Annotated in this window: 25 protein-coding genes; 13 read left to right on the forward strand and 12 right to left on the reverse strand. The window is 71.9% G+C overall.

What is annotated here, in order from left to right:
- Positions 1 to 121 precede the first annotated feature (121 nt).
- Positions 122 to 880: an SDR family oxidoreductase gene (locus tag ABD086_RS10225; protein WP_343907415.1), complete on the forward strand. Its 759-nt coding sequence runs from the start codon at positions 122 to 124 to the stop codon at positions 878 to 880.
- Complete coding sequence (locus ABD086_RS10230; RefSeq protein WP_343907416.1) at positions 880 to 1,761, forward strand: SDR family oxidoreductase; 882 nt, start codon at positions 880 to 882, stop codon at positions 1,759 to 1,761. The genes ABD086_RS10225 and ABD086_RS10230 overlap by 1 nt, the downstream gene beginning before the upstream one ends.
- A 101-nt stretch (positions 1,762 to 1,862) precedes the next feature.
- Here ABD086_RS10230 and ABD086_RS10235 read toward each other — a convergent pair whose 3' ends face one another.
- Positions 1,863 to 3,026: a steroid 3-ketoacyl-CoA thiolase gene (locus ABD086_RS10235; RefSeq protein ID WP_343907417.1), complete on the reverse strand. Its 1,164-nt coding sequence runs from the start codon at positions 3,024 to 3,026 to the stop codon at positions 1,863 to 1,865.
- A 109-nt stretch (positions 3,027 to 3,135) separates the two neighbouring features.
- Here ABD086_RS10235 and ABD086_RS10240 point away from each other — a divergent pair, with 109 nt between their 5' ends.
- Positions 3,136 to 4,374, forward strand: coding sequence for a cytochrome P450 (locus ABD086_RS10240; RefSeq protein WP_343907418.1), 1,239 nt, complete (start codon positions 3,136 to 3,138; stop codon positions 4,372 to 4,374).
- Positions 4,375 to 4,377: 3 nt separating this feature from the next.
- Here ABD086_RS10240 and map read toward each other — a convergent pair whose 3' ends face one another.
- Complete coding sequence (gene map, locus ABD086_RS10245) at positions 4,378 to 5,145, reverse strand: type I methionyl aminopeptidase (protein ID WP_343907419.1); 768 nt, start codon at positions 5,143 to 5,145, stop codon at positions 4,378 to 4,380.
- 99 nt (positions 5,146 to 5,244) lie between these two features.
- Here map and ABD086_RS10250 point away from each other — a divergent pair, with 99 nt between their 5' ends.
- The 4 genes from ABD086_RS10250 (at position 5,245) to ABD086_RS10265 (ending at position 8,185) form a co-directional block, all read left to right on the forward strand.
- A complete protein-coding gene (locus ABD086_RS10250) occupies positions 5,245 to 6,138 on the forward strand; it encodes an aldo/keto reductase (protein WP_343907420.1) in 894 nt (297 codons plus the stop codon).
- Positions 6,139 to 6,200: 62 nt separating this feature from the next.
- A complete protein-coding gene (locus ABD086_RS10255) occupies positions 6,201 to 6,797 on the forward strand; it encodes a ClpP family protease (RefSeq protein WP_343907421.1) in 597 nt (198 codons plus the stop codon).
- Positions 6,794 to 7,396: a ClpP family protease gene (locus ABD086_RS10260; RefSeq protein WP_343907422.1), complete on the forward strand. Its 603-nt coding sequence runs from the start codon at positions 6,794 to 6,796 to the stop codon at positions 7,394 to 7,396. Before ABD086_RS10255 ends, ABD086_RS10260 begins: the two co-directional genes overlap by 4 nt.
- Before the next feature lie 15 nt (positions 7,397 to 7,411).
- Entirely contained in the window at positions 7,412 to 8,185 is a 774-nt protein-coding gene (locus ABD086_RS10265; protein WP_343907423.1) for a maleylpyruvate isomerase family mycothiol-dependent enzyme, read from the forward strand.
- Between the two features lie 98 nt (positions 8,186 to 8,283).
- On the opposite strand, the gene ABD086_RS10270 is transcribed toward ABD086_RS10265, so the two are convergent.
- The 5 genes from ABD086_RS10270 to ABD086_RS10290 all read right to left on the reverse strand — a co-directional run bounded on the left by ABD086_RS10270 (position 8,284) and on the right by ABD086_RS10290 (position 12,160).
- Positions 8,284 to 8,595 carry a helix-turn-helix domain-containing protein gene (locus tag ABD086_RS10270; RefSeq protein WP_343907424.1) on the reverse strand — a complete coding sequence of 104 codons (312 nt, stop codon included), beginning with the start codon at positions 8,593 to 8,595 and terminating at the stop codon, positions 8,284 to 8,286.
- An 80-nt stretch (positions 8,596 to 8,675) separates the two neighbouring features.
- Positions 8,676 to 8,897, reverse strand: coding sequence for a putative signal transducing protein (locus ABD086_RS10275; RefSeq protein WP_343907425.1), 222 nt, complete (start codon positions 8,895 to 8,897; stop codon positions 8,676 to 8,678).
- A gap of 24 nt (positions 8,898 to 8,921) precedes the next feature.
- Positions 8,922 to 10,088 carry a thiolase domain-containing protein gene (locus ABD086_RS10280; protein ID WP_343907426.1) on the reverse strand — a complete coding sequence of 389 codons (1,167 nt, stop codon included), beginning with the start codon at positions 10,086 to 10,088 and terminating at the stop codon, positions 8,922 to 8,924.
- A complete protein-coding gene (locus ABD086_RS10285; protein WP_343907427.1) occupies positions 10,088 to 11,140 on the reverse strand; it encodes a thiolase domain-containing protein in 1,053 nt (350 codons plus the stop codon). The genes ABD086_RS10280 and ABD086_RS10285 overlap by 1 nt, the downstream gene beginning before the upstream one ends.
- Positions 11,141 to 11,152: 12 nt before the next feature.
- On the reverse strand, positions 11,153 to 12,160 hold the full coding sequence (locus ABD086_RS10290; protein ID WP_343907428.1) for a Zn-ribbon domain-containing OB-fold protein: 1,008 nt from the start codon (positions 12,158 to 12,160) through the stop codon (positions 11,153 to 11,155).
- Positions 12,161 to 12,241: 81 nt separating this feature from the next.
- On the opposite strand from ABD086_RS10290, the gene ABD086_RS10295 reads away from it, so the two are divergent.
- Complete coding sequence (locus ABD086_RS10295; RefSeq protein ID WP_343907429.1) at positions 12,242 to 13,285, forward strand: LLM class F420-dependent oxidoreductase; 1,044 nt, start codon at positions 12,242 to 12,244, stop codon at positions 13,283 to 13,285.
- Positions 13,286 to 13,312: 27 nt separating this feature from the next.
- Here ABD086_RS10295 and ABD086_RS10300 read toward each other — a convergent pair whose 3' ends face one another.
- Together ABD086_RS10300 and ABD086_RS10305 are read right to left on the reverse strand one after the other, a co-directional pair.
- Positions 13,313 to 14,878, reverse strand: a complete 1,566-nt coding sequence (locus ABD086_RS10300) for a peptide chain release factor 3 (RefSeq protein ID WP_343907430.1) — start codon at positions 14,876 to 14,878, stop codon at positions 13,313 to 13,315.
- Positions 14,879 to 14,931: 53 nt separating this feature from the next.
- Positions 14,932 to 15,948, reverse strand: coding sequence for a zinc-dependent alcohol dehydrogenase (locus ABD086_RS10305; protein ID WP_343907431.1), 1,017 nt, complete (start codon positions 15,946 to 15,948; stop codon positions 14,932 to 14,934).
- Positions 15,949 to 16,017: 69 nt separating this feature from the next.
- Here ABD086_RS10305 and fadD8 point away from each other — a divergent pair, with 69 nt between their 5' ends.
- Positions 16,018 to 17,622 carry a fatty-acid--CoA ligase FadD8 gene (fadD8, locus tag ABD086_RS10310; RefSeq protein WP_343907432.1) on the forward strand — a complete coding sequence of 535 codons (1,605 nt, stop codon included), beginning with the start codon at positions 16,018 to 16,020 and terminating at the stop codon, positions 17,620 to 17,622.
- On the opposite strand, the gene ABD086_RS10315 is transcribed toward fadD8, so the two are convergent.
- Together ABD086_RS10315 and ABD086_RS10320 are read right to left on the reverse strand one after the other, a co-directional pair.
- Positions 17,549 to 18,409 carry a phosphatase PAP2 family protein gene (locus ABD086_RS10315; protein WP_343907433.1) on the reverse strand — a complete coding sequence of 287 codons (861 nt, stop codon included), beginning with the start codon at positions 18,407 to 18,409 and terminating at the stop codon, positions 17,549 to 17,551. The two genes, fadD8 and ABD086_RS10315, sit on opposite strands and share 74 nt — an antisense overlap.
- A gap of 65 nt (positions 18,410 to 18,474) precedes the next feature.
- The gene (locus ABD086_RS10320) at positions 18,475 to 19,275 is read right to left on the reverse strand and encodes a crotonase/enoyl-CoA hydratase family protein (RefSeq protein ID WP_343907434.1); all 801 of its coding nucleotides are present in this window, start codon (positions 19,273 to 19,275) and stop codon (positions 18,475 to 18,477) included.
- Between the two features lie 47 nt (positions 19,276 to 19,322).
- Between ABD086_RS10320 and ABD086_RS10325 the strand changes: the two genes are divergently transcribed.
- The 4 genes from ABD086_RS10325 (at position 19,323) to ABD086_RS10340 (ending at position 23,230) form a co-directional block, all read left to right on the forward strand.
- Positions 19,323 to 20,975 (forward strand): acyl-CoA synthetase, encoded by a 1,653-nt coding sequence (locus tag ABD086_RS10325; RefSeq protein WP_343907435.1) that lies wholly within the window; start codon positions 19,323 to 19,325, stop codon positions 20,973 to 20,975.
- A 3-nt stretch (positions 20,976 to 20,978) separates the two neighbouring features.
- Entirely contained in the window at positions 20,979 to 22,079 is a 1,101-nt protein-coding gene (locus tag ABD086_RS10330) for an NAD(P)H-dependent flavin oxidoreductase (RefSeq protein ID WP_343907436.1), read from the forward strand.
- Between the two features lie 100 nt (positions 22,080 to 22,179).
- Positions 22,180 to 22,347: a hypothetical protein gene (locus ABD086_RS10335; protein WP_343907437.1), complete on the forward strand. Its 168-nt coding sequence runs from the start codon at positions 22,180 to 22,182 to the stop codon at positions 22,345 to 22,347.
- A gap of 28 nt (positions 22,348 to 22,375) precedes the next feature.
- Positions 22,376 to 23,230: an NAD(P)-dependent oxidoreductase gene (locus ABD086_RS10340; protein WP_343907439.1), complete on the forward strand. Its 855-nt coding sequence runs from the start codon at positions 22,376 to 22,378 to the stop codon at positions 23,228 to 23,230.
- Positions 23,231 to 23,273: 43 nt separating this feature from the next.
- On the opposite strand, the gene ABD086_RS10345 is transcribed toward ABD086_RS10340, so the two are convergent.
- A complete protein-coding gene (locus ABD086_RS10345; RefSeq protein ID WP_343907440.1) occupies positions 23,274 to 24,323 on the reverse strand; it encodes an NAD(P)H-dependent amine dehydrogenase family protein in 1,050 nt (349 codons plus the stop codon).
- Positions 24,324 to 24,366 lie beyond the last annotated feature (43 nt).

Consider the following 24,366-nt stretch of genomic DNA (forward strand, 5'->3'; position numbering starts at 1 on the left):
CCGTCGCGACCTCGTTCCTCGGCCGCGGGGCTTGCTCGACCTCCTCGCGGTCGCCGCCCGCGCTGACGCGCGATCGACGAGGCTCGGACCTAACCAAGCAAGTGCTTGGTAGGGTACCAGCATGGCACTCGCGGTGGACCTCTCCGGCCGGGTCGCGCTCGTCACCGGCGGGACCCGAGGGATCGGGCTCGGCATCACCCGCGCGCTCCTCGAGGCGGGCGCGTCGGTGGTGACCTGCTCGCGCTCGGAGGCCGAGCCGCTGCCCGGGACGACGCACCGGGTGTGCGACGTCCGCGACCCCGAGGCCGTGCGGGCGCTGGTGGGCTCGCTGGACCGCCTCGACGTCCTGGTGAACAACGCCGGGGGAGCGCCGGCGGCCGGCGCGGCCACGGCGTCCCCGCGCTTCCACGAGAAGATCGTGGGGCTCAACCTGCTGGCGCCGCTGCTCTGCGCGCAGGCGGCCAACGCGGTCATGCAGGACCAGGACGCCGGCGGCGCGATCGTGAACATCTCCTCCGTCGCCGCGCACCGGCCGGCGCCGACGATCGCGGCGTACGGCGCGGCCAAGGCGGGCCTGGACTCGCTCACCGCGTCGCTCGCGATGGAGTGGGCGCCGAAGGTGCGGGTGAACGCCGTCGACGTCGGCCTCTGCCGCACCGAGCAGACCGACGACCACTACGGCGACGACGCGTCGGTCGCCGCGATCGAGCGGACCATCCCGCTCGGCCGGATGGCGGAGCCCGAGGAGGTCGGGAACGTCGTGGCGTTCCTGGCGAGCGACCTGGCGTCGTACGTCTCGGGCGCGACGGTCGCCTGCCACGGCGGGGGAGAGCCGCCCGCCTTCCTCGCCGTCAAGAACGTCGTCCAGAAGGGACTGTGATGAGCAAGCTTCTCGAGGGTCGGGTCGCGATCGTCACCGGCGCCGGCCGCGGCATCGGGCGGGCGCACGCGCTCGAGCTCGCCCGGCACGGCGCGGCCGTGGTGGTCAACGACTACGGCGTCTCGCTGTCGGGCGAGGGCACCGCGGAGACCCCGGCCGAGGCCGTCGTCGCCGAGATCGAGGCCGCCGGCGGCCGGGCCGTCGTGAACACCGCGGACGTGGCCGACTTCGAGCAGGCCGCCGCGATGGTGCAGCAGGCGATCGACACGTACGGCGGGCTCGACATCCTGGTCAACAACGCCGGATTCGTGCGCGACCGGATGCTCGTCAACACCTCCGAGGAGGAGTGGGACGCGGTGGTCCGCGTGCATCTCAAGGGCCACTTCGCGCCGCTGCGGCACGCCGGCGCCTACTGGCGCGCGGAGGCCAAGGAGGGCCGCCAGCGCGCGGCCCGGGTGATCAACACGTCGTCCGGAGCCGGGCTCCAGGGCTCGGTGGGCCAGGCGACGTACTCGGCGGCGAAGGCGGGCATCGCGGGCCTCACCCTGGTCGCCGCACAGGAGCTGGGCCGGTACGGCGTGACCGTCAACGCGATCGCGCCGGTCGCGCGGACCCGGATGACCGAGGGCGCGTTCGACACCTCCGCGATGGCGCTGCCGGAGGACAACTCGCCGGTCGTCGCCTGGCTCGCCTCCGTCGACGCCGGTGACGTCACCGGCCGGGTGATCGAGGTCGACGGCGGCACGATCACGGTCGAGACGGGCTGGCGGCACGGCCCCGCCCACGACCTCGGCCGGCGCTGGGAGGCCGCCGAGGTCGGCCCCGCGCTCCGCGACCTGCTCGCCGCCGCCCCGTCCCCGGAGCCGGTGTACGGCGCCTGACGTCGAGTTGGGCTGAAATCGCCCTCGAGTTGGGCCGAAATCGCCCTCGAGTAGGGCGAACGTCCCCGAGCCCGGGGAACGAGGCCCAACTCGGCGGGGTGTCAGATGCGCTCGAGGACCGTGCCGGTGGCCATCGCGCCGCCGGCGCACATCGAGATCAGCGCGGTCGAGGCGTCCCGGCGCTCCAGCTCGTGCAGCGCGGTGGTGATCAGCCGGGTGCCGGTCGAGCCGACGGGGTGGCCGAGCGCGATCGCGCCGCCGTTGACGTTCACCTTGTCCATGTCCACGCCGTGCTGGCCGGCCCAGGAGAGCACGACGGACGCGAACGCCTCGTTGACCTCGAACAGGTCGACGTCGCCGATGCCCATGCCGGTGCGGTCGAGCACCTTCTGCGTGGCCTCGATCGGGCCGTCGAGGTGGTAGTACGGGTCCGAGCCGACCAGGCAGTGCGTCACGATCCGGGCCCGCGGCGTGAGCCCGAGGGCGCGCGCCTTCTCCTCGTCCATGATGAGTACGGCGGACGCGCCGTCGCTGATCTGCGACGACGTGCCGGCGGTGTGCAGGCCGTCGGGGAGCACCGGCTTCAGTGCGGCCAGGCCCTCGAGGGTGGTGTCGCGCAGGCCCTGGTCGGTGTCGACGAGACGCGTCTCGCCCGTGGGCTCGCCGTCCTCGCCCAGGACGGGCGCCGCCACCGCCGCGATCTCGCGCTTGAAGCGGCCCTCGTCGACGGCGACGCGCGCCTTCTGCTGCGAGGCCAGCCCGAACGCCTCGAGGTCGGCGCGCGTGAAGCCGCGGTTGCGGGCGATCCGGTCGGCCGCCTCGAACTGGTTGGGCATGTCGATCGTCCAGTCCGCCGGGCGCGGGTCGCCGGTCCCCGGCGGGACGTTCGCGCCGAGCGGGATGCGGGTCATCGCCTCGACGCCGGCGGCGATGCCCACGTCGATGGTCCCGGCGACGATCATGTCGTTGACCAGGTGCGCGGCCTGCTGGCCGGACCCGCACTGGGCGTCGACCATGGTGCCGCCGGTGTGCTGCGGCAGCCCGGCGTGCAGCCAGGCGCGGCGCACCATGCCGTTGGACTGCTCACCGGCCTGGGTGACGCAGCCGGCCACGACCTGGTCGACGAGGTCGGGGTCGACCCCCGACCGCGTGAGGACCTCGCGCATCGCGTGGCCGACGAGGACGCCGGGGTGCACACCGGCGAGCCAGCCCCGGCGCCTGCCGAGGGGAGTGCGGACGGCGTCGACGATGACCGGGGTGCCCATGGGAGAAAACTAGAACACGTTCTTGTCGTGGACAACCTTCCCCTGCGTACCTTCGGTATGTATTCTCCGTCACTAGAACGTGTTCCACACCGATGCCGAGGGAGTTCCCGTGACCGCAACCGTCCTGCCCCAGGGATTCGACTTCACCGACCCGGACGTGAACCACCGCGCGATCCCGCACGAGGAGTTCCGCGCCGCGCGCCAGCACGCCCCGATCGTGTGGGTCGACCAGGAGCCGACGTGGACCACCGGCTTCGCCCCGGAGGGTCAGGCGGGCTACTACGCGATCACCCGGCACGAGGACGTCTCGGCGATCTCCAAGGACAGCAAGAACTGGTCGACGTACGAGAACGGCGCGATCATCCGGTTCCCCAACGAGATGATGCGCGAGCAGATCGAGCTCCAGCGCGTCATCCTGATCAACCAGGACCCCCCGGAGCACACCCAGACCCGCGCGATCATCTCCCGCGGCTTCACGCCGCGCTCGATCGCCGAGCTCGAGGACACGATGGTGGTGCGGGCCAAGCAGATCGTCCAGGACGCCGCGGCTCGCGGCACCGGCAACTTCGTCGAGGAGATCGCGGCCGAGCTGCCGCTCCAGGCGATCGCGGACCTGATCGGCGTGCCGCAGGAGGACCGGCACAAGCTGTTCGAGTGGTCGAACCAGATGCTCGCCGGGGAGGACCCGGACTTCGCGGGCAACAACGACGTCGCGGCGGCGGAGATCCTCGGCTACGCGATGATGCTCGCCGCCGACCGGCAGGCGAACCCCCGCGACGACCTGATCACCAAGCTGATCAACGCCCACAAGGGCGAGCGCGGCCTCACCGACGACGAGTTCGGGTACTTCGTGATCCTGCTGGCCGTGGCCGGCAACGAGACCACCCGCAACGCGATCTCGCACGGCATGAACGCCTTCCTCGACAACCCGGAGCAGTGGGAGATCTGGAAGCGCGACCGGCCGGCCACCATGGTCGACGAGGTCGTCCGCTGGGCGACCCCGGTGAGCGTCTTCCAGCGCACCGCGCTGCACGACGTCGAGGTCGGCGGCCAGCAGTTCACGAAGGGCGAGCGGGCGGCGCTGTTCTACGCCAGCGCCAACTTCGACGAGGACGTCTTCGAGGACCCGTTCACGTTCAACATCCTGCGCGACCCGAACCCGCAGCTGGGCTTCGGGGGGCACGGCGCCCACTACTGCCTGGGCGCCAACCTGGCCCGCCAGGAGATCCGGGTGATCTTCGACGCGCTGGCCGACCACGCGCCGGACATCACCAAGCTCGAGGAGCCGACCCGGCTGCGCCACTCCTGGGTCAACGGGATCAAGGACCTCCAGGTCAAGTACGCGTAGGCGTCAGCCGCGGGCGGTGAGCACCAGCGGGCCGTCCTCGGTGACGGCCACGGTGTGCTCCATGTGGGCGCCGCGCGACCCGTCCTTGCTGCGCAGCGTCCAGCCGTCGGCGTCGGTGTAGATCTCGTCGGTCGTGTGCAGGAACCACGGCTCGATGGCGATCACCAGGCCGGGCTTGAGCTTGAAGCCCCGGCCCGGGCGCCCGTCGTTGGGGACGTGCGGCTCGCCGTGCATGGTGCGGCCGACGCCGTGCCCGCCGAACTGGAGGTTGACTCCGAGTCCGGCCGACCGGGCGACCTCGCCGATCGCCGCGGAGATGTCACCGAGCCGGTGCCCCGGTCGGGCCTGGTCGATCCCGGCCTCCAGGGCGCGACCGGTGACCTCGATCAGCTCGAGGTCCTCCGGGCGCGGCGTGCCGACCACGACGCTGAGCGCGGAGTCGGCGACCCAGCCGTCGACGTTCGCGGCGAAGTCGACGCTGAGCAGGTCGCCGTCCTGGAGCACGTAGTCGTGGGGGAGGCCGTGCAGCACCGCGTCGTTGACCGACGTGCACAGCACCTTGCCGAACGGCGAGGCGCCGAACGACGGGTGGTAGTCGATGTAGCAGGACTCGGCACCGTGCTCGCGGATCATCGCGTGCGCGAGCTCGTCGAGCTCGAGCAGGTTCACCCCGACGTCCGCCTTCTCCGCCAGGGCGGTGATGACGTCGGCGACGAAGCGCCCGGCGGGGCGCATCTGCTCGATCTGGGCGGGGGTGCGGAGCTCGATCATTCGGGGTCCCTGCGGAATCGTGGGTGGAGGAGCGTAGCGGGGGAAGCCCACGATTTCGTGGGGTGGAGGTCACGGCACGACCCTATCTAGGGTGGGGAGGTGGACCTCGTACTCGGCACCATGTACTTCGGCACCCGCACCGACGAGGCGACGTCGTTCGCGATGCTCGACCGGTTCGTGGAGGCCGGCGGCCGGATGCTCGACACCGCGAACTGCTACTCCTTCTGGTCCTCGCCCAGCGGCCACGGCGGCCAGAGCGAGGCGGTGCTCGGCCGGTGGCTCGCCGCGAACCCCGGACTGCGCGACGAGCTCGTGATCGCCACCAAGGTCGGGGTCGAGCCGCGCGACGAGGGCGGCGTCGAGGGCCTGTCCGCCGCGGTCATCGAGCGGGAGTCCGCGCGCAGCCTGGAGCGGCTGGGCATCGAGACGATCGACCTGTACTGGGCGCACGGCGAGGACCGCGCGACCGACCTGGAGGAGACCGTGGCGGCGTTCGGCGCGCTGGTGTCCGCGGGGCTGGTGCGCCGGCTGGGCGCGTCGAACCACCCGACCTGGCGGGTCGAGCGGGCCCGGGCCATCGCGGCGCGGCTGGGCGTCGAGCCGTGGACCGCGCTGCAGCTGACGACGTCGTACGTCGAGCCGCGGCCCGGTGCGGCGGTGCCCGGCAAGGACCACCGGTTCGGGTTCGTCACCGACGAGACCGTCGACTACCTCGACGAGCACCCGGACCTGGAGCTGTGGGTCTACAGCCCGCTGGTGCAGGGCAGCTACGACCGCGCGGACCGGCCCTTCCCGGAGGCCTACGACCACCCGGGCACGACCGCGCGCCTGGCCGAGCTGACCCGGGAGGCCGCCGCGCTCGGCGTACCCCGCTCCCAGGTCGTGCTGGCCTGGATGCTCTCGAAGGGCTGGAAGCCGATCGTCGGCGTGAGCACCCTGGAGCAGCTCGACTCGGCGCTCGCCGCGGCGTCCATCCGCCCCGCGATCAGCTGACAGCAGATCCGCCTCGGGCGGATTCGCTGGAACGGCGGGTGGCCGCCGCCGACGCTGGAGCCATGACCCAGACTCCCGGCCCCTCCGCGGCCGACCGGCTGCTCCACCAGCGGATCATCGTCCTCGGCCAGGAGGTCGACGACGCGATCGCCAACAGGATCTGCGCCGAGCTGCTGCTGCTCTCGGCCGAGGACCCGCACCGCGACATCAGCCTCTACATCAACTCGCCCGGCGGCTCGGTCAGCGCCGGCCTCGCGATGTACGACACGATGCGGCTGATCCCCAACGACGTCAGCACGCTCGCCATGGGGCTCGCCGCCAGCATGGGCCAGTTCCTGCTGTCGGCCGGGACGCCGGGCAAGCGCTACGCGCTGCCGCACTCCCGGATCCTCATGCACCAGGGCTCCGCCGGCATCGGCGGTACCGCGATCGACATCGAGATCCAGGCCGAGAACCTCGAGCACACCAAGAACGTGATGCTCGGCCTGATCGCCGAGCACACCGGTCAGCCGCTCGAGCAGGTCGAGCGGGACTCCCTGCGCGACCGGTGGTTCACGGCCGAGGAGGCACGCGAGTACGGCTTCGTGGACCGGGTGCTGACCGACGTCGCCGACGTGACGCCGGCCCGGCCGACGGCGACGTTCGGGGTGGCGCGATGAGCCAGTACACGATCCCGTCGGTCGTCGAGAAGACCGTGCGCGGCGAGCGGGCGGTCGACATCTACAGCCGGCTGCTCACCGACCGCATCGTCTACGTCGGCACCGAGATCGACGACGGCGTGGCGAACGTGGTGATCGCCCAGCTGCTGCACCTGGAGTCCGAGAGCCCCGAGACTCCGATCAACCTCTACCTGAACTCGCCGGGCGGCTCGGTGACGGCGATGCTGGCGATCTACGACACCATGCAGTTCGTCCGCTCACCGATCGGTACCACCTGCGTGGGGCAGGCGGCCTCGTCGGCGGCGGTGCTGCTCGCGAGCGGTACGCCGGGCAGCCGGATGGTCCTGCCGCACGCCCGGGTCGTCCTGCACCAGCCGTCCGGCGGCGGCCAGGGACCGCTGCCCGACCTCGCCCTGCACGCCAAGGAGATCGTGCGGTTGCGCGCGGAGATGGAGCGCATCCTGTCGTCGCACACCGGCCGCTCGGTCGAGCAGGTCCGCGAGGACACCGACCGCGACCTGATCCTCGCCGCCGAGGAGGCGGTCGCCTACGGCGTCGCCGACGGGATCCTGGGATCGCGGAAGATTCCCGCGCCCTGACCGGTTGCCCCGGACATGAGCGAACTCGTGGACCGGACCATCGCCGCCCTCCGCACCGAGCACGACACGCTGGTGACGCTGCTCCCGAACCTGCCCACCGAGTCCTTGGCCGCGCCGAGCGGGGCCTCCGAGTGGACCGTCGCCCAGGTGCTGTCGCACCTGGGGAGCGGCGCCGAGATCGGCCGGGCGCCGATCGGCCGGGCGGCGGGGGAGGACGTCGAGCCCGTCGACAACCAGGAGGTCTGGGCGCGCTGGGACGACTCCGCGCCGCTCGACCAGGCAGCCGGTTTCGTGGAGCACAACACCCGGTGGATCGAGACCGTCGAGGCGCTCTCGGACGAGCAGCGCGCGACGCTCACGGTCGACCTCGGGTTCCTGCCGGAGCCGGTTCCGCTGGTCGTCGCGCTCGGGATGAGGCTCAACGAGGTAGCGAACCACTCGTGGGACGTGCGCGTCGCGCTCGACCCGTCGGCCGAGCTCCACGCCGACTCCGCCGACGTCCTCGTGGAGCTGTTCCGCGGCCCGCTGAGCTTCATCCTCGGGTTCTCGGCCAAGCCCGCCGAGCTGACGGAGCGCGCGGCCGTGGCCGTTCCGGGCGCCGGGCTGGTCATCGACGACGACGCCACGATCGTCGGCGGCGTCGACGAGCCCACGGCCACGTTCCGCGGCGCCCCGGAGGCGTTCATCCGTCTCCTCAACGGGCGCCTCAAGGACCCGTACGCCGGCGGCGCGACCGTGGAGGGCAACGTGACCCTGGACGACCTGCGCCGGGTGTTCCCGGGGTACTGAGGGGGCGGCGGTTTCCCCGGTCGACCGGGGAAACCTGTACTTGTCGGCCGAAGTTTCCGCCGACAAGTACAGGTTTCGGACGACAGGTCCGGGTACAGCTAGGCGGCGAGGCAGACCGGGCCGGAGATGCCGGTCAGCCGGCGGCTGACCCGCGTGGTGAGGTCGACGAGCCGCAGGCCGAGCGCGCCGGCGACGGCGCCGAGCACCTCGGAGCTGGGCTCCTTCAGGCCCCGCTCGACCTCGGAGAGGTACTGCGTGGAGACCCCGGCGTCGCCGGCCACGTCGGCCAGCGTGCGGCCCGCCGTACGCCGCTCCTCGCGCAGCTCGTGCCCGACGGCCTCGCGCCAGAGGGGCTCGGGCTCGGGGGTCTGCGGTGCTGGCCGGGAGGGGAATGCGACGACGTCACCCATGTGCCGACCCTAGGCCCGCAGGGCGCCGGCGGCGCGCACCGTTCGCCCACGGCGAACGGCCGGCGGTCACCGGAGCGGCATCAGTCGCGCAGCCACTCGCCGAGGTCGGCCTCGCGGATCAGTTCGCGGGCCTCGTCGGCGCGGTCGTCGGGGACCAGGACGCGCATCTGGATGAACCGCAGCGACCCGTCGATCACACTCGAGTGCCGGTCGGCGACGTGCACGGGGATCTCCTCGCCGTTGAGCAGCGCCTCGACCACCGCGATCAGCGCGACGTCGTTGGTCCGGATCAGCTCGGCCATGCACCGAGAGTAGAGGCACCCCGGCTAGTTCGAGGGCTTCTCCGAGCCCACGACCCACATCGCGAAGAACTGCGAGCCGCCGCCGTACGCGTGCCCGAGCGCGCGCCGGGCGCCGTCGACCTGGTGCTCGCCGGCGGCGCCGCGGACCTGCAGGGCGGCCTCGCCGAAGCGGAGCATCCCGGACGCGCCGATCGGGTTCGAGGACAGCACGCCACCCGAGCAGTTCACGGGGAGCCGGCCGTCCATCGCGGTCGCGCCGGACTCCGTGAGCCGCCAGCCGCCGCCGTTCTCCTCGGCGAAGCCGAGCGACTCGAGCCACATCGGCTCGAACCACGAGAACGGCACGTAGATCTCGGCCGCGTCGATCTCCTCGACCGGGTCGGTGATGCCCGCCTGCTTCCACAGCGCGGCCGCCGCGTCCCGCGACGCCTGCGGGTTGACCTGGTCGCGCTCGGCGGCCGTGGTCGCCTCCGACCGCATCACCGTGCCGTGGATCCAGGCCGGGTTCGGCGAGGCCGCCGCGACGTCCTCGGAGACGATGACGAGCGCGCACGCGCCGTCCGAGGACGGGCAGGTCTCGTCGTACCGGATCGGGTCCCAGAGCATTTGCGAGGCCAGCACCGACTCGACGGTCGTGTCCGGGTTCTTGAGGTGGGCGTACGGGTTCTTGAGCGCGTTCTGCCGGTCCTTGGCCGCGACGATCGCGCCGACGTGCGTGGGCGCCTCGGAGCGGCGGATGTACGAGCGCACGTGCGGGGCGAAGTAGCCACCGGCGCCGGCGTGCACCGGCATGTTGAACGGCAGCGGCACCGACAGCGCCCACATCGCGTTCGACTCCGACTGCTTCTCGTAGGCGACGGTCAGCACCTTGCGGTGCACCCCGGCCTGCACCAACGACGAGGCGACGATCGCGGTCGAGCCGCCGACCGAGCCGGCGGTGTGCACGCGCAGCAGCGGCTTGCCCGCGGCGCCGAGCGCCTCGGCCAGGAACAGCTCGGGCATCATCACGCCCTCGAACAGGTCGGGTGCCTTGCCGACGACGATCGCGTCGATCTCGTCGAGCGACATGTTCGCGTCGAGCAACGCGCGGTCGATCGCCTCGCGGCACAACCCCGCCATCGAGACGTCCTCGCGCTTGGCGCGATGGTGGGTCTGACCGACACCGACCACCGCGGCGGGCTGCTTGGCCATCAGTTCTTCCCTTCCAGGGTGCACAGGAGGTTCTGCTGCAGGGCCGGGCCGGAGGTCGCGTGCGCGACCGCCTTGGTCACCTCGCCGGACCAGATCCGGGACGCCGCCTCGCCGATCCGGATGCCGCCGGCGGAGAACATCGGGTTGCTGGTGAGCGCGCCACCCGAAGGGTTGATCCGGACGTCGTCCGCGAGGCCGAGCTCGCGCCGCAGGATGAGCTCCTGGTGGCTGAACGGCGCGTGCAGCTCGGCCAGCTCGACGCCGTCGAGGTCGACCGCCGCCGCGGCGCGGGCCGCCGACGGGGCCCGGGTCAGGTCGCGGGTGCCCATGCTGATCGGGTCGATGTAGTGCGAGATCGCGCCGATCCAGGCGGGCCGGTCACGCACCTCCCGCGCGCGGTCGTCCGCGGCCAGCACGATGGCCGCCGCCCCGTCGGTGACGGGGGAGCAGTCGTGCTTGCGCAGGGGGTCGGCGTACCGGGGCCGAGACAGCAGCTCCTCGACCGACGAGCCACCCTTGCGGATCGCGTACTCGTTCTTCTCTGCGTCGGTGAGCGAGCGGTTGGCCACCTCGGCCATCGCCCGCTCGTCCCACAGCCCGGCGTCGATCCCGGCGCGCGCCTGCAGGCCCGCGAGCGACACCGTGTCCGGCCAGAGCGGGGTCATCGTGTACGGCTCGAGCTGGAGCGCGAGGGTTCGCCGCAGCACGCCGGCCGAGGCCTTCCCGAACGCGTACACCAGGGCGGTGTCGACCTCGCCGGTCTGGATCTTCAGCCAGGCCTCGTACATCGCCCACGCCAGGTCCATCTCGACGTGCGACTCGTTCACCGGCGGGATCACGCCGATCGCGTCGACGGCGGACACGAACGAGAACGACCGCCCGGCCAGGTAGTCCGACGAGCCCGAGCACCAGAACCCGATGTCCCGGCGACTCCACCCGGTCTGCTCGTAGCACTCCGCGAACAGCGGGACCAGCAGCTCCACGCAGGTCGGCGACCCGTCGAACTCCTCCATCTGTCGCTGGGCGAACCCGACGACCGCAACGTCTCTCATGGTGTCAGCCCCTCAGAGGTGGTGCCGGTAGGACTCGTAGTCGGCGTCCGGCTCGCCGGTCGGCTCGAAGTGGTCGATGTTCTCCAGCGAGTACGTCCACTCCTCCCGCGGCTTCCAGACCGCCTTGACCCGCATGCCCATCCGGACCTCGTCGGCGGGCACGCCGAGGATCAGGTGGAGCACGGCGATGTCGGCGCCGTCGAGCAGCACGTACGCCGAGACGTACGGCGGGGTGATCTTCTGGCCCAGGAACGGCACGTTGACGATGCAGAACGTCGTGATCGTGCCGGTCTGGGCGACCTCGACCTCCTCCGCCGTCGGGGTGCCGTCAGCGGGGCAGGCGCTGCGCGGGGGCACGTAGACCTTCTGGCACGCCGGGCAGCGCTGGCCCACGATCCGGCCCTCGTTCAGCCCGCGGTAGAACGCACTCTCCTCCGGGCTCGCCGCGTACTGGTAGTCGAGCGAGACGGGGGTGACCACTCCCGTCACGTCGGTGGATCTCGACTGCTCCGTCGCAGCCTCGTCCCTCGGCTGCGGTCGCGCTCGATCTGGCCCGCCAGCGCCGTCCTCGACTCCGTCGAGTCCGGCGACGGGCTCAAAGCACGCGATGTCGGTGATGGCGCCGACCCGCTCCGCGGCCCAGCGCACCTGGACCCGCATCCCGGTGGACACCTGGTCGGGGGAGGACACGTCGAGCGCGTGCAGGAGCGGGGCGTCCGCGCCGTCCAGGGTCACCAGCGCGAACGCGAACGGGCGGTCGAACGGTTGGCCCTTCACCGGCTCCGGCACCCACGTCCACGACGTGACCGTGCCGGTCGGGGCGACCTCGACGAAGTCCTCGATGGCGGCGTGCGTCACCGGGTCGAACTCCGGCGGCGGCACCACCACCTGCCCCTCGGAGGTGCGGCCGCCGACCAGCGTCGCGTCCCGCAGCCCGGTGAGGAAGCGCCCGAGGACCGGTCCCGTCGAGCGGGTGTAGTCGAACGCTACGGTGACCGGTGCTGACAGTGTTCGTGTCATGGTCCGAAAGTAGAACACGTTCTACACTTCGACAAGCTCAGTGACCGACATGTGAAGCTTGCGACTGTTGAGGAGAGAGACATGAAGCTCGGACTGCAGCTCGGCTACTGGGGAGCCCAGCCCCCGCAGGGCGTCGGCGAGCTGGTCGCCGCGGCGGAGGACGCCGGCTTCGACGCGGTCTTCACCGCCGAGGCGTGGGGGAGCGACGCGTTCACGCCGCTGGCCTGGTGGGGCCGCGAGACCTCCCGGATCAGGCTCGGTACGTCGATCGTGCAGATGTCCGGGCGCACCCCGACCTCGATCGCGATGCACGTGCTGACCCTCGACCACCTCTCGAACGGCCGGGTCGTCCTCGGCATGGGCGTGAGCGGGCCGCAGGTCGTCGAGGGCTGGTACGGCCAGCCCTTCGGCAAGCCGCTGGCGCGGACCCGCGAGGTCGTCGAGATCATCCGCAAGGTGCTGGCGCGCGAGGCGCCGGTGACCAACGACGGCCCGCACTACCCGTTGCCCTTCCATGGCGAGAACTCGGTCGGGCTCGGCAAGCCGCTCAAGCCGATCGTCCACCCGCTGCGTGCGGACGTGCCGATCTGGCTCGGCGCGGAAGGCCCGAAGAACGTCGCGCAGACCGCCGAGATCGCCGACGGCTGGATCCCGATCTTCTACACGCCCAAGTCGGCCGGCATGTACCAGCCGTGGCTGGACGAGGGCTTCGCCCGGCCCGGCGCCCGGCGTACCAGGGCCGACTTCGAGATCGCGGCGACCTGCCACCTGCAGGTCGTGAACAGCGCGGAGGAGAAGGCCGCGGTCCTCGACGCGATGCGGCCGTTCGTGTCGCTCTACATGGGCGGGATGGGCGCCAAGGAGGCGAACTTCCACAACCAGGTGTTCGTGCGGATGGGCTACGAGGACCTCGCCGCCGAGGTGCAGAAGCTCTACCTCGCGGGCGAGAAGGACCGCGCCACCGCGCTGATCCCCGACGAGCTGGTCGACGACATGCACATCATCGGCACCGCGGGCGAGGTCAAGGAGCGCGTCGCCCAGTGGGAGGAGACCGGGGTGACCACGCTGCTGCTCAGCTGCCGGTCCGCCGAGGAGGTCCGCTCGGTCGCCGAGCTGCTCGCGTAGCGGCGTGTCCCGCCGGCCGGGAGCGGTTCAGCTCCCGCCGGCCGGCAGGGCTTCGAGCAGGACGTCGGGGTGGTCGCGCTCGGTCGTCTTGGCCCGCCACGCGTCGACGAAGAGGGCGAGGTGGGTGCCGTCGCTGCGCTGCAGGACCTCGACCCCGCGGATCCCGGCGAGCGCGGCCGCGCCGGCGGCGTCGGTACGGCGGGCCACCTGGTAGTCGAGCCGCGAGAAGCGGATGGGTGTGTTGAACTCGTTGACCATCCGGTCCTCGACCACCTCGAACTGCATCGGCCCGACCGCCGCGAGGACCGGGTTCTGGTCGCCGCGCAGGTCCGAGCGCAGCACCTGCACCACGCCCTCCTGGTCGAGCTGCTCGATCCCGCGCCGGAACTGCTTGTAGCGGCCGATGTCGCCGGCGCTGGCCGTCATGAAGTGCTCGGGGGCGAAGGTCGGCACCGGCGGGTACTCGATGGGCGGGCCGACGTACACGGTGTCGCCCACCCGCAGGGCGGTCGCGTTCACCAGGCCGATGATGTCGCCGGCCTCGGCAGTCTCGACCGAGGTCGTCTCGCGTCCGAAGACCGTCTGGGCGAACTTCGTGGCGAACGGCCGGCCGGTGGCCGCGTGGGTGACGACCATGCCGCGCTCGAAGGATCCGGACACCACGCGCGCGTAGGCCAGGCGGTCGCGGTGGGCGGCGTTCATCCCCGACTGCACCTTGAAGACGAACGCGCTGAAGTCGTCGGTGACCTGGCGGACCGTCCCGTCGACGCCCGCGGTCGCGCCCGGCGCCGGGGCGAGCTCGAGCAGCAGGTCGAGGAGCTGCGCCACGCCGAAGTTCTGCAGCGCCGAGGCGAACATGACCGGCGTGGTCGCCCCGGCCAGGAAGGACTCCTGGACGTGGTCGGCCCCGTCGAGCTCGAGCAGCTCGTGCTCCTCGACGGCGGCGGCCCACACGTCGGCGTCCGGCTCCTCCACCTCGCCGGGCCCCATCCGCCGCTCGGGGGCACGCGTCGCGCCGCCGGCGGTGCGGGTGTACTTCACGAACTCACCCGTACGACGGTCCAGCACCCCGCGGAAGTCGCCCGCCTCGCCGACCGGCCAGGTCAGCGGCGTCGGACGGAGCCCGATCTTCTCCTGGATCAGGTCCATGAGCTCCAGCGCCGAGAGTCCCGGCCGGTCCCACTTGTTGATCACGGTGATCACCGGGATGCCGCGCAGGGCGCAGACCCGGAACAGCTTGAGGGTCTGGGGCTCCAGGCCCTTGCCCGCGTCGACCAGCATGACCGCGGCGTCGACGGCCGAGAGCACCCGGTAGGTGTCCTCGGAGAAGTCGCTGTGGCCGGGGGTGTCGACCAGGTTGACCACGTGGTCGCGGTAGGCGAACTGGAGTGCGGCCGAGGTGATCGAGATGCCGCGGGCCTTCTCCATGGCCATCCAGTCGGACACGGTGCCGCGACGGTCGCCCTTGCCGTGCACCGCCCCGGCCTCGTGGATGGCGCGCGCGTGCAGGGCCAGCGCCTCCGTCAGGGTCGACTTGCCCGCGTCGGGGTGGCTGATCACGGCGAACGTACGGCGCGGGCGGGTGTCGGGCACCGAGAGAACCTAACCGGCGACCTGCGCGCTCCACCGACCAGGTCCCCAGCGGACTACGAGCCGGCCGACACCTGGACCACGGTCTTGTCGCCGGTGCGGCCGACGGCGTGCTCGAACGCCGCCGCCGTCCGCTGGAGCGGGAACCGGTCGTTCACCAGGTCGTCGAGGTCGATGCCGGACGTCGCGAGCCGCAGCGCCCGCGGGTAGGTGTCGTGCATCCGCCGGACCATCGCGAAGGTCAGCCCCTTGCGGCGGGCCGGCGCCGCGGGGAACGCCGACAGCGGCTCGGACGGGATGCCGCCCAGCGCGATCCGGGCGCCCGGCCGGGCGCACGCCACCGCCGTCGCGATCGCGTCGTCGGCACCCGCCATCTCGACCACCACGTCGACGCCGCGGCCCGATGTCGCCGCCATCAGCTCGTCCTCGACGGCCTCGGGTGACCAGGCCGCGTGGGCGCCGAAGCGCAGCGCGGTCTCCCGGCGGTGGGCGAGCGGCTCGCTGACGAACACCCGGGCCGCGCCGGCCCGCCGGGCGACGGCGCCGGCCAGCACACCGATCGGCCCGGCGCCCACGACGAGCACGTCCTGGCCGAGCCGGACGTGCGCGTGGTGCACCGCGTGGATCGCGACGCCGAGCGGCTCGAGCAGCGCGCCGGCGTCGTCGCTGAGCTCGTCGGGGAGCGGGACCAGCAGCTCGTCGGGCCACAGCAGGCGCTCCTGCAGGCCGCCGTCGAGCCCGCCGTGCCCGGCGAACCGGATGTCGGGGCACAGGTTGCCGTGCCCGCGGCGGCACCACTCGCAGCGGCCGCACGGGATCGCCGGGTCGACCGCGACCCGGCGCCCGGCGTACGGCCCGTCCAGCGCCACGCCGGCGAACTCGTGGCCCGGCACGACGGGGTCCACGATCGACACCTCTCCGGTGCCGCCCTCGGCGTACCAGTGCAGGTCGGAGCCGCACAGCCCGACCGAGGTGACCGCGACCGTCGACCAGCCCTGGGGCGGCGCCCCTGGACCCGCCGTCTCCTCGACCCGGAAATCCCCGACGGCATGCAGCTTCGCGACATGGTGCACCCGCCCATCCTCGCGCACCGCGGCGACAGGGGCTGGCGAAGAACTGGAACACGTTCTACTCTCGCCCCCATGACGGACGAGATGCGGCTCGGGACCCATAACGGCCACCTGATGGTGGCCGCGCTGAAGCGGCACCGCGACAAGCCGGTGATGCACCTCGGCGACACGACCATCACCGGCGGCCAGGCGGCCGACCGGATGAGCCAGTACGTGCAGGCGTTCGAGGCGCTGGGCGCCGGCCGGGGCACGGCGGGGGCGCTGCTCGCGCTGAACCGGCCCGAGGTGCTGTTCATCCTCGGCGCCGGACAGACGCAGGGCTACCGGCGCTCCTCCCTGCACCCGCTGGGCTCGCTCGAGGACCACGCGTACGTCATCAACGACGCCGAGATCACCTCGCTCACCATCGACCCGGTGCCGATGTTCGTCGAGCGGGCGCTCGGGCTGCTCGAGCGCTGCCCGAAGCTGGAGAAGATCCTCACCATCGGCCCAGTGCCCGAGGAGCTCAGCCACGTCGGGCAGGACCTGGTCGCGGCGGCGGCGTCATTCGACCCCGAGCCGCTGGAGGCGGTCACCCTCGACCCCGACCACATCGTCTCGATCACCTACACCGGCGGCACCACCGGCAAGCCCAAGGGCGTCATCGGCCTGTCGCGGCAGATGAACACCATGACCCAGATCCAGATGGCCGAGTGGGAGTGGCCGGAGTCGCCGCGGTTCTTGATGTGCACCCCGCTCTCGCACGCCGGCGCGGCGTTCTTCGTGCCGACCGTGCTCAAGGGCGGCTGCCTCTACGTGCTCGCGAAGTTCGACCCGGCCGAGGTGCTGCGGACCATCGAGGAGCAGCAGATCACCGCGACGATGCTGGTGCCCTCGATGCTCTACGCGCTGATGGACCACCCCGACTCGCACACCCGCGACCTGTCGTCGCTGGAGACCGTCTACTACGGGGCGTCCGCGATCAACCCGGTGCGGCTGAAGGAGGCCATCGACCGGTTCGGGCCGATCTTCGCCCAGTACTACGGGCAGTCCGAGGCGCCGATGGCGATCACGTACTTCGCCCGCGCGGACCACGTCGGCGGCGACGAGCGCCGGCTCGCGTCCTGCGGCCGCCCCTCGGCGTTCATCCGGACGGCGCTGCTCGACGAGGACGGCAAGCCGGTCCCGGTCGGCGAGCCGGGGGAGATCTGCGTGGCCGGGCCGCTGCTGGCCGGTGGCTACTGGAACCTGCCGGACGAGACCGCCGAGACGTTCCGCGACGGCTGGATGCACACCGGCGACGTGGCCCGCGAGGACGAGGACGGCTTCTGGTACATCGTCGACCGGACCAAGGACATGATCGTGACCGGCGGCTTCAACGTGTTCCCGCGCGAGGTCGAGGACGTGGTCGCCGAGCACCCGGCGGTGGCCCAGGTGGGCGTGATCGGGACCCCGCACGAGAAGTTCGGCGAGGCGGTCACCGCGATCGTCGTGCTCCGTCAGGACGCGCCGCGCGACGAGGAGTCCGTGGCGCGGATGACCGAGGAGATCCAGCAGATGGTCAAGGACCGCAAGGGCTCGGTCCAGGCGCCCAAGCAGGTGATCGTGGCCGACTCGCTCCCGCTCACGGGACTGGGGAAGCCGGACAAGAAGGCACTGCGGGCTCGGTTCTGGACCGGGGACCGGGCGGTCGGCTGACCGCCCGGCTCGCGAGGTACCGCCGCCAGGCGCTGTCGGCCGCCAGCCCGCCGGCCAGCAGGAGCACGGCGACCACGCCGTCGAGCCACCAGTGGTTGGCCGTCGCGGAGACGACGAGCGTCGTCAGCACGACGTGCGAGAGGTACAGCCAGCGCCACACGCTGGTGCTCGCCGCCACGATCCCGAACGAGACGATCGCCGCCCAGCCCACGTGGATCGAGGGCATCGCGGCGAACTGGTCGGAGATGCCGCGCTGCACGTCCGCGCCGTACACGGAGATGCCGTAGTGCTGCGCGAGGTCCTCGTAGCCGAGGTCCGGGAAGAACCGCGGCGGCGCGACCCGGACGAACCGGATCACCAGGCAGCCGGCGGTCAGCAGGACCAGGCCGTTGCGCCAGTGCGGGTACTGGTCGCGGTGGCGGAAGAACAGCCAGACCAGGAAGGCGAGCAGCGCCGGGACGTGCAGCGTGGCGTAGTACCAGCTGGTCGCCGACGCCAGCCAGTCGTGGGACAGCACGTACCGCTGGAGCGAGAGCTCGGTGGGCAGGCGCAGTGCGTGCTCGATGTCGGCGATGTCGCGGCCGCGCGCCATCGCGCCGGTGGTGGTCGCGAGGGGCAGCATCCGGGCGAGCCGCCAGACCGAGTACAGCGAGGCGATCAGCGCGAACTCGAGGGCGACCGGCGCGACGTGCGGTGTGAGGCGGCTCGGGCGCAGCCTGACGGCGAGCCAGGCCAGCATCGCGAGGGCGGCCGCGATCGCAGCTTGATCCCAGGTCGGCCACGGCACACCCGGATTCTGTCACCCCGGGTGCGGGCTACGACGGCGAACGCGGGTCGCTGCCCGCAGGTGTTCTAGCGGCCCCGGAACTCCGGCGTGCGCTTCTCGGCGAACGCCCGGGGGCCCTCCTTGGCGTCCTCGGAGGCGAAGACGGCCATGCCGACCTTGGCGTCGTCGGCCCAGCACTCCTCCTCGTGCTTACCCTCGGAGTCGCGGACGGTCTTGAGGATGGCCTGGACGGCGAGCGGGCCGTTCGCGCAGATCAGGTCGGCGATCTGGTGCGCCTTGGCGAGCGCCTCGCCGTCGGGCACGACGTGGCCGATCAGCCCGATCTCCTTCGCCTCGGGTGCCTTGATGAGCCGGCCGGTCAGCAGCAGGTCCATCGCGACCGTGTACGGGATCTGGCGGGGGAGGCGGACGGCGGAGCCGCCCATCGGGTAGAGGCTCCACCTCGCCTCGGCGACGCCGAACCGCGCGGACTCGCCCGCGATCCGGATGTCGGTGCCCTGGAGGATCTCGGTGCCGCCGGCGACCGCCGGCCCCTCGACGGCGGCGATCAGCGGCTTGGTCAGGCGGAAGCCCTTGAGCAGCCCCTTGATCACCGAGGGGTCGAACCCGGCCTTGAAGCTGTCGTCGGGCGACCGCTGGGTGGCGGCCTTGAGGTCCATGCCCGCGCAGAAGTAGCCGCCGGCGCCGGTGAGGATGACGACCCGGACCGAGTCGTCGGCGTTGGCCCGGTCCCAGGCCTCCTCCATGATCGCCATCATCTCGCCGGACAGGGCGTTGCGGGCCTCCGGCCGGTTCATGGTGACGACGAGCTTGTGACCGTCCTGCTCGACCAGGCAGTGCGGCGCAGCGGTGGGGGAGTCGCTCATGACGGGTGATGCTAGCCAAGAACGAGAACGTGTTCTAGTCTCGCGCCGTGGCTCACAACATCGCTGACCTCTTCGAACACGCCGTCGATGCCGCGCCCGACAACCTCGCCGTGAAGGTGGGCGACCGGGCCGTGACCTACGCCGAGCTGGAGGCCGACGCCAACCGCCTCGCGCACTACCTGCAGGCGCAGGGCGTGCACCCGGGGGACCACGTCGCGATCTACGCCAAGAACAGCATCGAGCACGTCGTCGCCACGCTGGCGATCGTCAAGATCCGGGCGACCACGATCAACGTCAACTACCGGTACGTCGAGAGCGAGCTCGACTACATCTTCGACAACGCCGACGTCGTCGCGCTCATCCACGAGCGCTCGTACGCGCCGCTGGTCGAGAGGTGCTGGCCCAAGCACGAGAAGCTGCGGGTCGCGGTCGTCCTGGACGACGCGCTCGACCCGGCCGACCGGTCGGACCACTCCTCCTACGGTGGGGTCCACTACGACGAGGCGCTGGCCGGCCAGAGTGCCGAGCGCGACTTCGGCGAGCGCAGCCCGGACGACATCCACATCATCTACACCGGCGGGACGACCGGCTTCCCGAAGGGCGTGATGTGGCGCCACGAGGACTTCTGGCGGGTGCTCGGCGGCGGCATCGACTTCTACACCGGCGAGCCGCTGGACGAGTACACGCAGTCCAGCCAGGCCAACGACCCCCGGATGGTGACCTTCCCGCTCAGCCCCCTGATGCACGGCGGCGCCCAGGCCGGCCTGCTCATGCACCTGTTCGCGGGCCACCTGACGATCCTCGAGCCGAAGTTCGACCCGGTGCGCACGTGGGAGATCATCGAGCGGGAGAAGGTCCAGCTGATCTTCATGACCGGCGACGCCATGGCCCGCCCGCTGATCGAGGCCTACGAGGAGAAGGCGGCCACCGGCACGCCGTACGACGGCTCGAGCCTGTTCGCGATCTCCAGCAGCGCGGCGATCTTCAGCCCACCGGTGAAGGCGCGGTGGATGGCGGCGTTCCCGAACGCCGTGTTCACCGACTCCGTCGGCTCGACGGAGACCGGCTTCGGCGGCATGGGCATGCAGGACCCGAACAACATCTCCACGGACGGTCCCGTCGTCGGCCTCGGCCCCGGCAGCGTGGTGCTCGACGAGGAGAACCGGATCCTGGACATGGAGACCAGCGTCGGCCGGACCGGCCGGCTGGCCCGGGGCGGCTCGGTCCCGGTCGGCTACTACAAGGACCCGGAGAAGTCCGCGGCCACGTTCATCGAGGTCGACGGCGCCCGGTACTCGGTGCCCGGCGACTTCGCCCGGATCGAGGAGGGGGGCCGGGTCACCCTGCTCGGGCGCGGCTCGAACTGCGTCAACACCGGTGGGGAGAAGGTCTACCCCGAGGAGGTCGAGATGGCGATCAAGGGCCACCCGGCCGTGTACGACGTCCTCGTGGTCGGGGTCCCCGACGAGAAGTACGGCCAGGCCGTCGCCGCGGTGGTCGAGCTGCGCGAGGGCGCGAGCCTCGAGCTCGACGAGCTGCGCGCGTACCTGCGCGAGCACCTCTCGGGCTACAAGCTGCCACGGGCGCTGACGGTCGTCGACCGGGTGCCCCGCAACGCCACGGGCAAGGCGCAGTACCCCGCCGCCAAGGAGATGGCGATGGCCTCGGTCGCCGCCAAGCACCCGACGACGGTGGTGTGAGGCATGCGCACTCCGCTGTGTGACGAGTTCGGGATCGACTACCCGATCTTCGCGTTCACCCCCTCCGAGCACGTCGCCGCGGCCGTGTCGCGGGCCGGCGGCCTGGGCGTGCTCGGCTGCGTCCGGTTCAACGACACCGACGAGCTCGAGCAGACGCTGACCTGGCTGGACGAGAACACCGACGGCAAGCCGTACGGCGTCGACATCGTGATGCCGATGAAGATCCCGACCGAGGGCAAGTCGGTCGACCTGAAGGCGATGATCCCCCAGGACCACCTCGACTTCGTCGAGCGGACCCTGCACAGGCTCGGCGTGCCGCCGCTGCCCGAGGGCGAGGGCCGCGAGGGGGTCCTCGGCTGGCTGCACTCGGTGGCCCGGTCGCACCTCGACGTCGCGCTCAACCACCGTCCGGTGCTGATCGCCAACGCGCTCGGCTCGCCGCCGGTCGACGTGATCGAGAAGTGCCACGAGCACGGCATCAAGGTCGCCGCGCTGGCCGGCGCCGCCAAGCACGCGCTCTCGCACGTGCAGAACGGCGTCGACATCATCGTCGCCCAGGGCTACGAGGCCGGGGGGCACACCGGCGAGATCGCGAGCATGGTGCTCCAGCCGGACATCGTGGACGCGGTCGGGCCCGACGTACCCGTGCTCGGGGCCGGGGGCATCGGCTCCGGCCGGCAGATCGCCGCCTCGCTCGCGCTCGGCTCCCAGGGCGTGTGGACCGGGTCCATCTGGCTCGGCACGGAGGAGTACCAGAACCTGCAGTCGAACGCCGGCTGGACGCAGGCCTTCACCCGGGCGACGTCCTCGGACACCGTGCGCACGCGGATCTACACCGGCAAGCCCGCGCGGCTGCTCAAGACGAAGTGGACCGAGGCCTGGGCGGAGGAGGACGCGCCCGAGCCGCTGCCGATGCCGTTGCAGAACCTGCTGGTCTCCGACGCGCACAACCGGATCAACGCCTCCGGCGACCCCGACGTCATCTCGATGCCGATCGGCCAGATCGTGGGCCGGATGAACGAGGTGCGCCCGGTCGCGGACGTGGTCGCGTCGCTCGTCGCGGAGTTCGAGGAGGCCGTGGCGCGGCTGAACAAGGTGGTCTGAGGAGGGCACCTCCAGACATCCGCAAGATGCGCGTGGCGGCGTTGTCCGCGCGCTCGCGTGTGCGACGATGGACGCACACGAGGGTCTGGGGGGAACTTCGATGAGGGACGTCCTGCACGCCGTTGGGGCGGCTGCGGTGATCGCCGTGGCGGCGCTGTGCACGCTGGTGCAGCTGAGCGACGCCAACCACGCGTTCGACCGGCTGGGGCACGACGACCGCGCCGTCATCCAGCAGGTCAGCAGCGACGCCGACCACCAGCGCAGGTGAGTTGCCGGCTCGACGTACCGTCGAGCCCATGACTGCTGCCCCCACGGTCGCCCTGCTCGGTCTCGGCACGATGGGCGCCGCCATGGCGCGCAACATCGCCGCCGCCGGGCTCCCGCTGCGGGTCTGGAACCGCACGACCGACAAGGCGGAGCCGCTCGCGGACGTCGCCACCGTCGCGCCGTCGGCCGCGGCGGCGGTGGACGGCGCGGACCTCGTGGTCACGATGCTGTTCGACGGCGACTCGGTCGCCGAGACGATCGAGGCCGCGCGGGCCGCGCTGCGCCCGGGCACCATCTGGGTGCAGACCACGACGGTCGGCGTCGACGCCGCCGAGCGCCTGGGCCGGCTGGCCGCGGACCTCGGCGTCTCGTACGTCGACGCGCCCGTCCTCGGCACCAAGAAGCCCGCCGAGGACGGCGAGCTGGTGGTCCTCGCGTCCGGGCCCGAGTCGGTGCGCGACGCCGTGACGCCGGTCTTCGACGCGATCGGCGGCCGGACCGTCTGGGTCGGCGAGGCCGGCGCCGGTTCGCGGCTCAAGCTGGCGGCCAACGCCTGGGTCTTCACGATCGTCGAGGGCGTGGCGGAGTCGCTCGCCCTGGCCCGCGACCTCGGCCTCGACCCGCGGCTGTTCCTGGAGGTGGTCCGGGACGGCGCCCTGGACGCGCCGTACGTCCAGCTCAAGGGCACCGCGATGCTCGACGACGAGCTGGCGCCGGCGTTCGGCCTGGCCAACGCCCTCAAGGACGTCGAGCTGATCCTGGCCGCGGCGGAGGGCGCCGGGGTGGACCTGGCCCTGATGCCCGGGATCCGCGCCCACTTCGCCCGCGCCGTCGACGCCGGCTACGGCGACCTCGACCTGGCCGCGACCTACCGGGAGCACTGAGCGCTCCCGATGCCGGAGTGCCTGAGACTGCGCCGACTCGGCGTCAGCGCAGGTCGGGGTGCGCGCGGCCGGCGACGAGCGGGAGGTCGAGGTAGGTCTTGATCCCCGGGTCGGCCGCCACGACGTACGGGATCGAGTTGACGCAGTGCGCCGCGGTGGCGACCACCCCGGGGTTGCGGACCAGGCCCTCCTCGACGGTGTCGGGCTGCCAGCCCTTGATGGTGACGAAGCAGTCCGGGTCGCCCTTGACCTCGACCTCGAACCGCTCGCCCTGCGGGCCGAAGGTCCACGGCGGGTCGAGGTGCTCCTCGCCCATCAGCCAGTTCACCGCGATCCGCACCACGCAGGCGTCGCCGACGAACGCCTCCCACACGAAGCGCTGACCGGCGACGTGGCCGGGCTCGATGACGCCGATCGGCGTGTCGATCGGGCGCGTCGCGACCGCGACCTCCTGCGACGTCCGGACGTGCGGGTCGGCCGCGAAGCCCAGCGCGGCGACGCACATCCGCGCCGACTGGATGAACCCGCCCGACAGCAGGCCGAGCATGGGGCCGCCCAGCGCCTCGCCGGGCTCGCCGCCGAACATCATGATGTGGCGGACCACGTCCGGCGCGTCGTAGGTGCGGATGTCGCTGAACTCCTCGCCGCGCACGAACGTCACGGCCGACGACAGCGCCGAGAACATCAGCGGGTGCAGCTCGGTGATCCCGCCGGGGTTGATCCCGGTGCCGTGCAGGGTGGTGCCGCCCTCGGCGCAGGCGGCCGCCAGGGGAGCGCCGTCCCTCTCGGTGGGGTAGAACCAGCCGACCGGGGTCACCACGTTCTTGCCCGAGCGGAGCAGCGCGGCGACCTCGTCGCGGTCCGGGATCAACGGCGCGTAGACGACCGCGTCCGCCTCCATCGCGAGGATCTCGTCCCGGCTGCTCGTGGCGCGGACGCCGAGCGGCTCGGTGCCGATGATCTCCCCGACGTCGACGCCGTGCTTGGCGTCGGAGTGGACCCAGCAGCCGGCCAGCTCGAGGTCCGGGTGCAGCAGGATGCTCTCGATCGCGGCCCGGCCCACGCCGCCGGTCGCCCACTGGATGACGCGCACGGCGCCACCCTCTCAACTAGAACGTGTTCTCGTCCAGGGCCGA

Source organism: Nocardioides aquiterrae (assembly GCF_039526625.1).
Taxonomy (GTDB): domain Bacteria; phylum Actinomycetota; class Actinomycetes; order Propionibacteriales; family Nocardioidaceae; genus Nocardioides; species Nocardioides aquiterrae.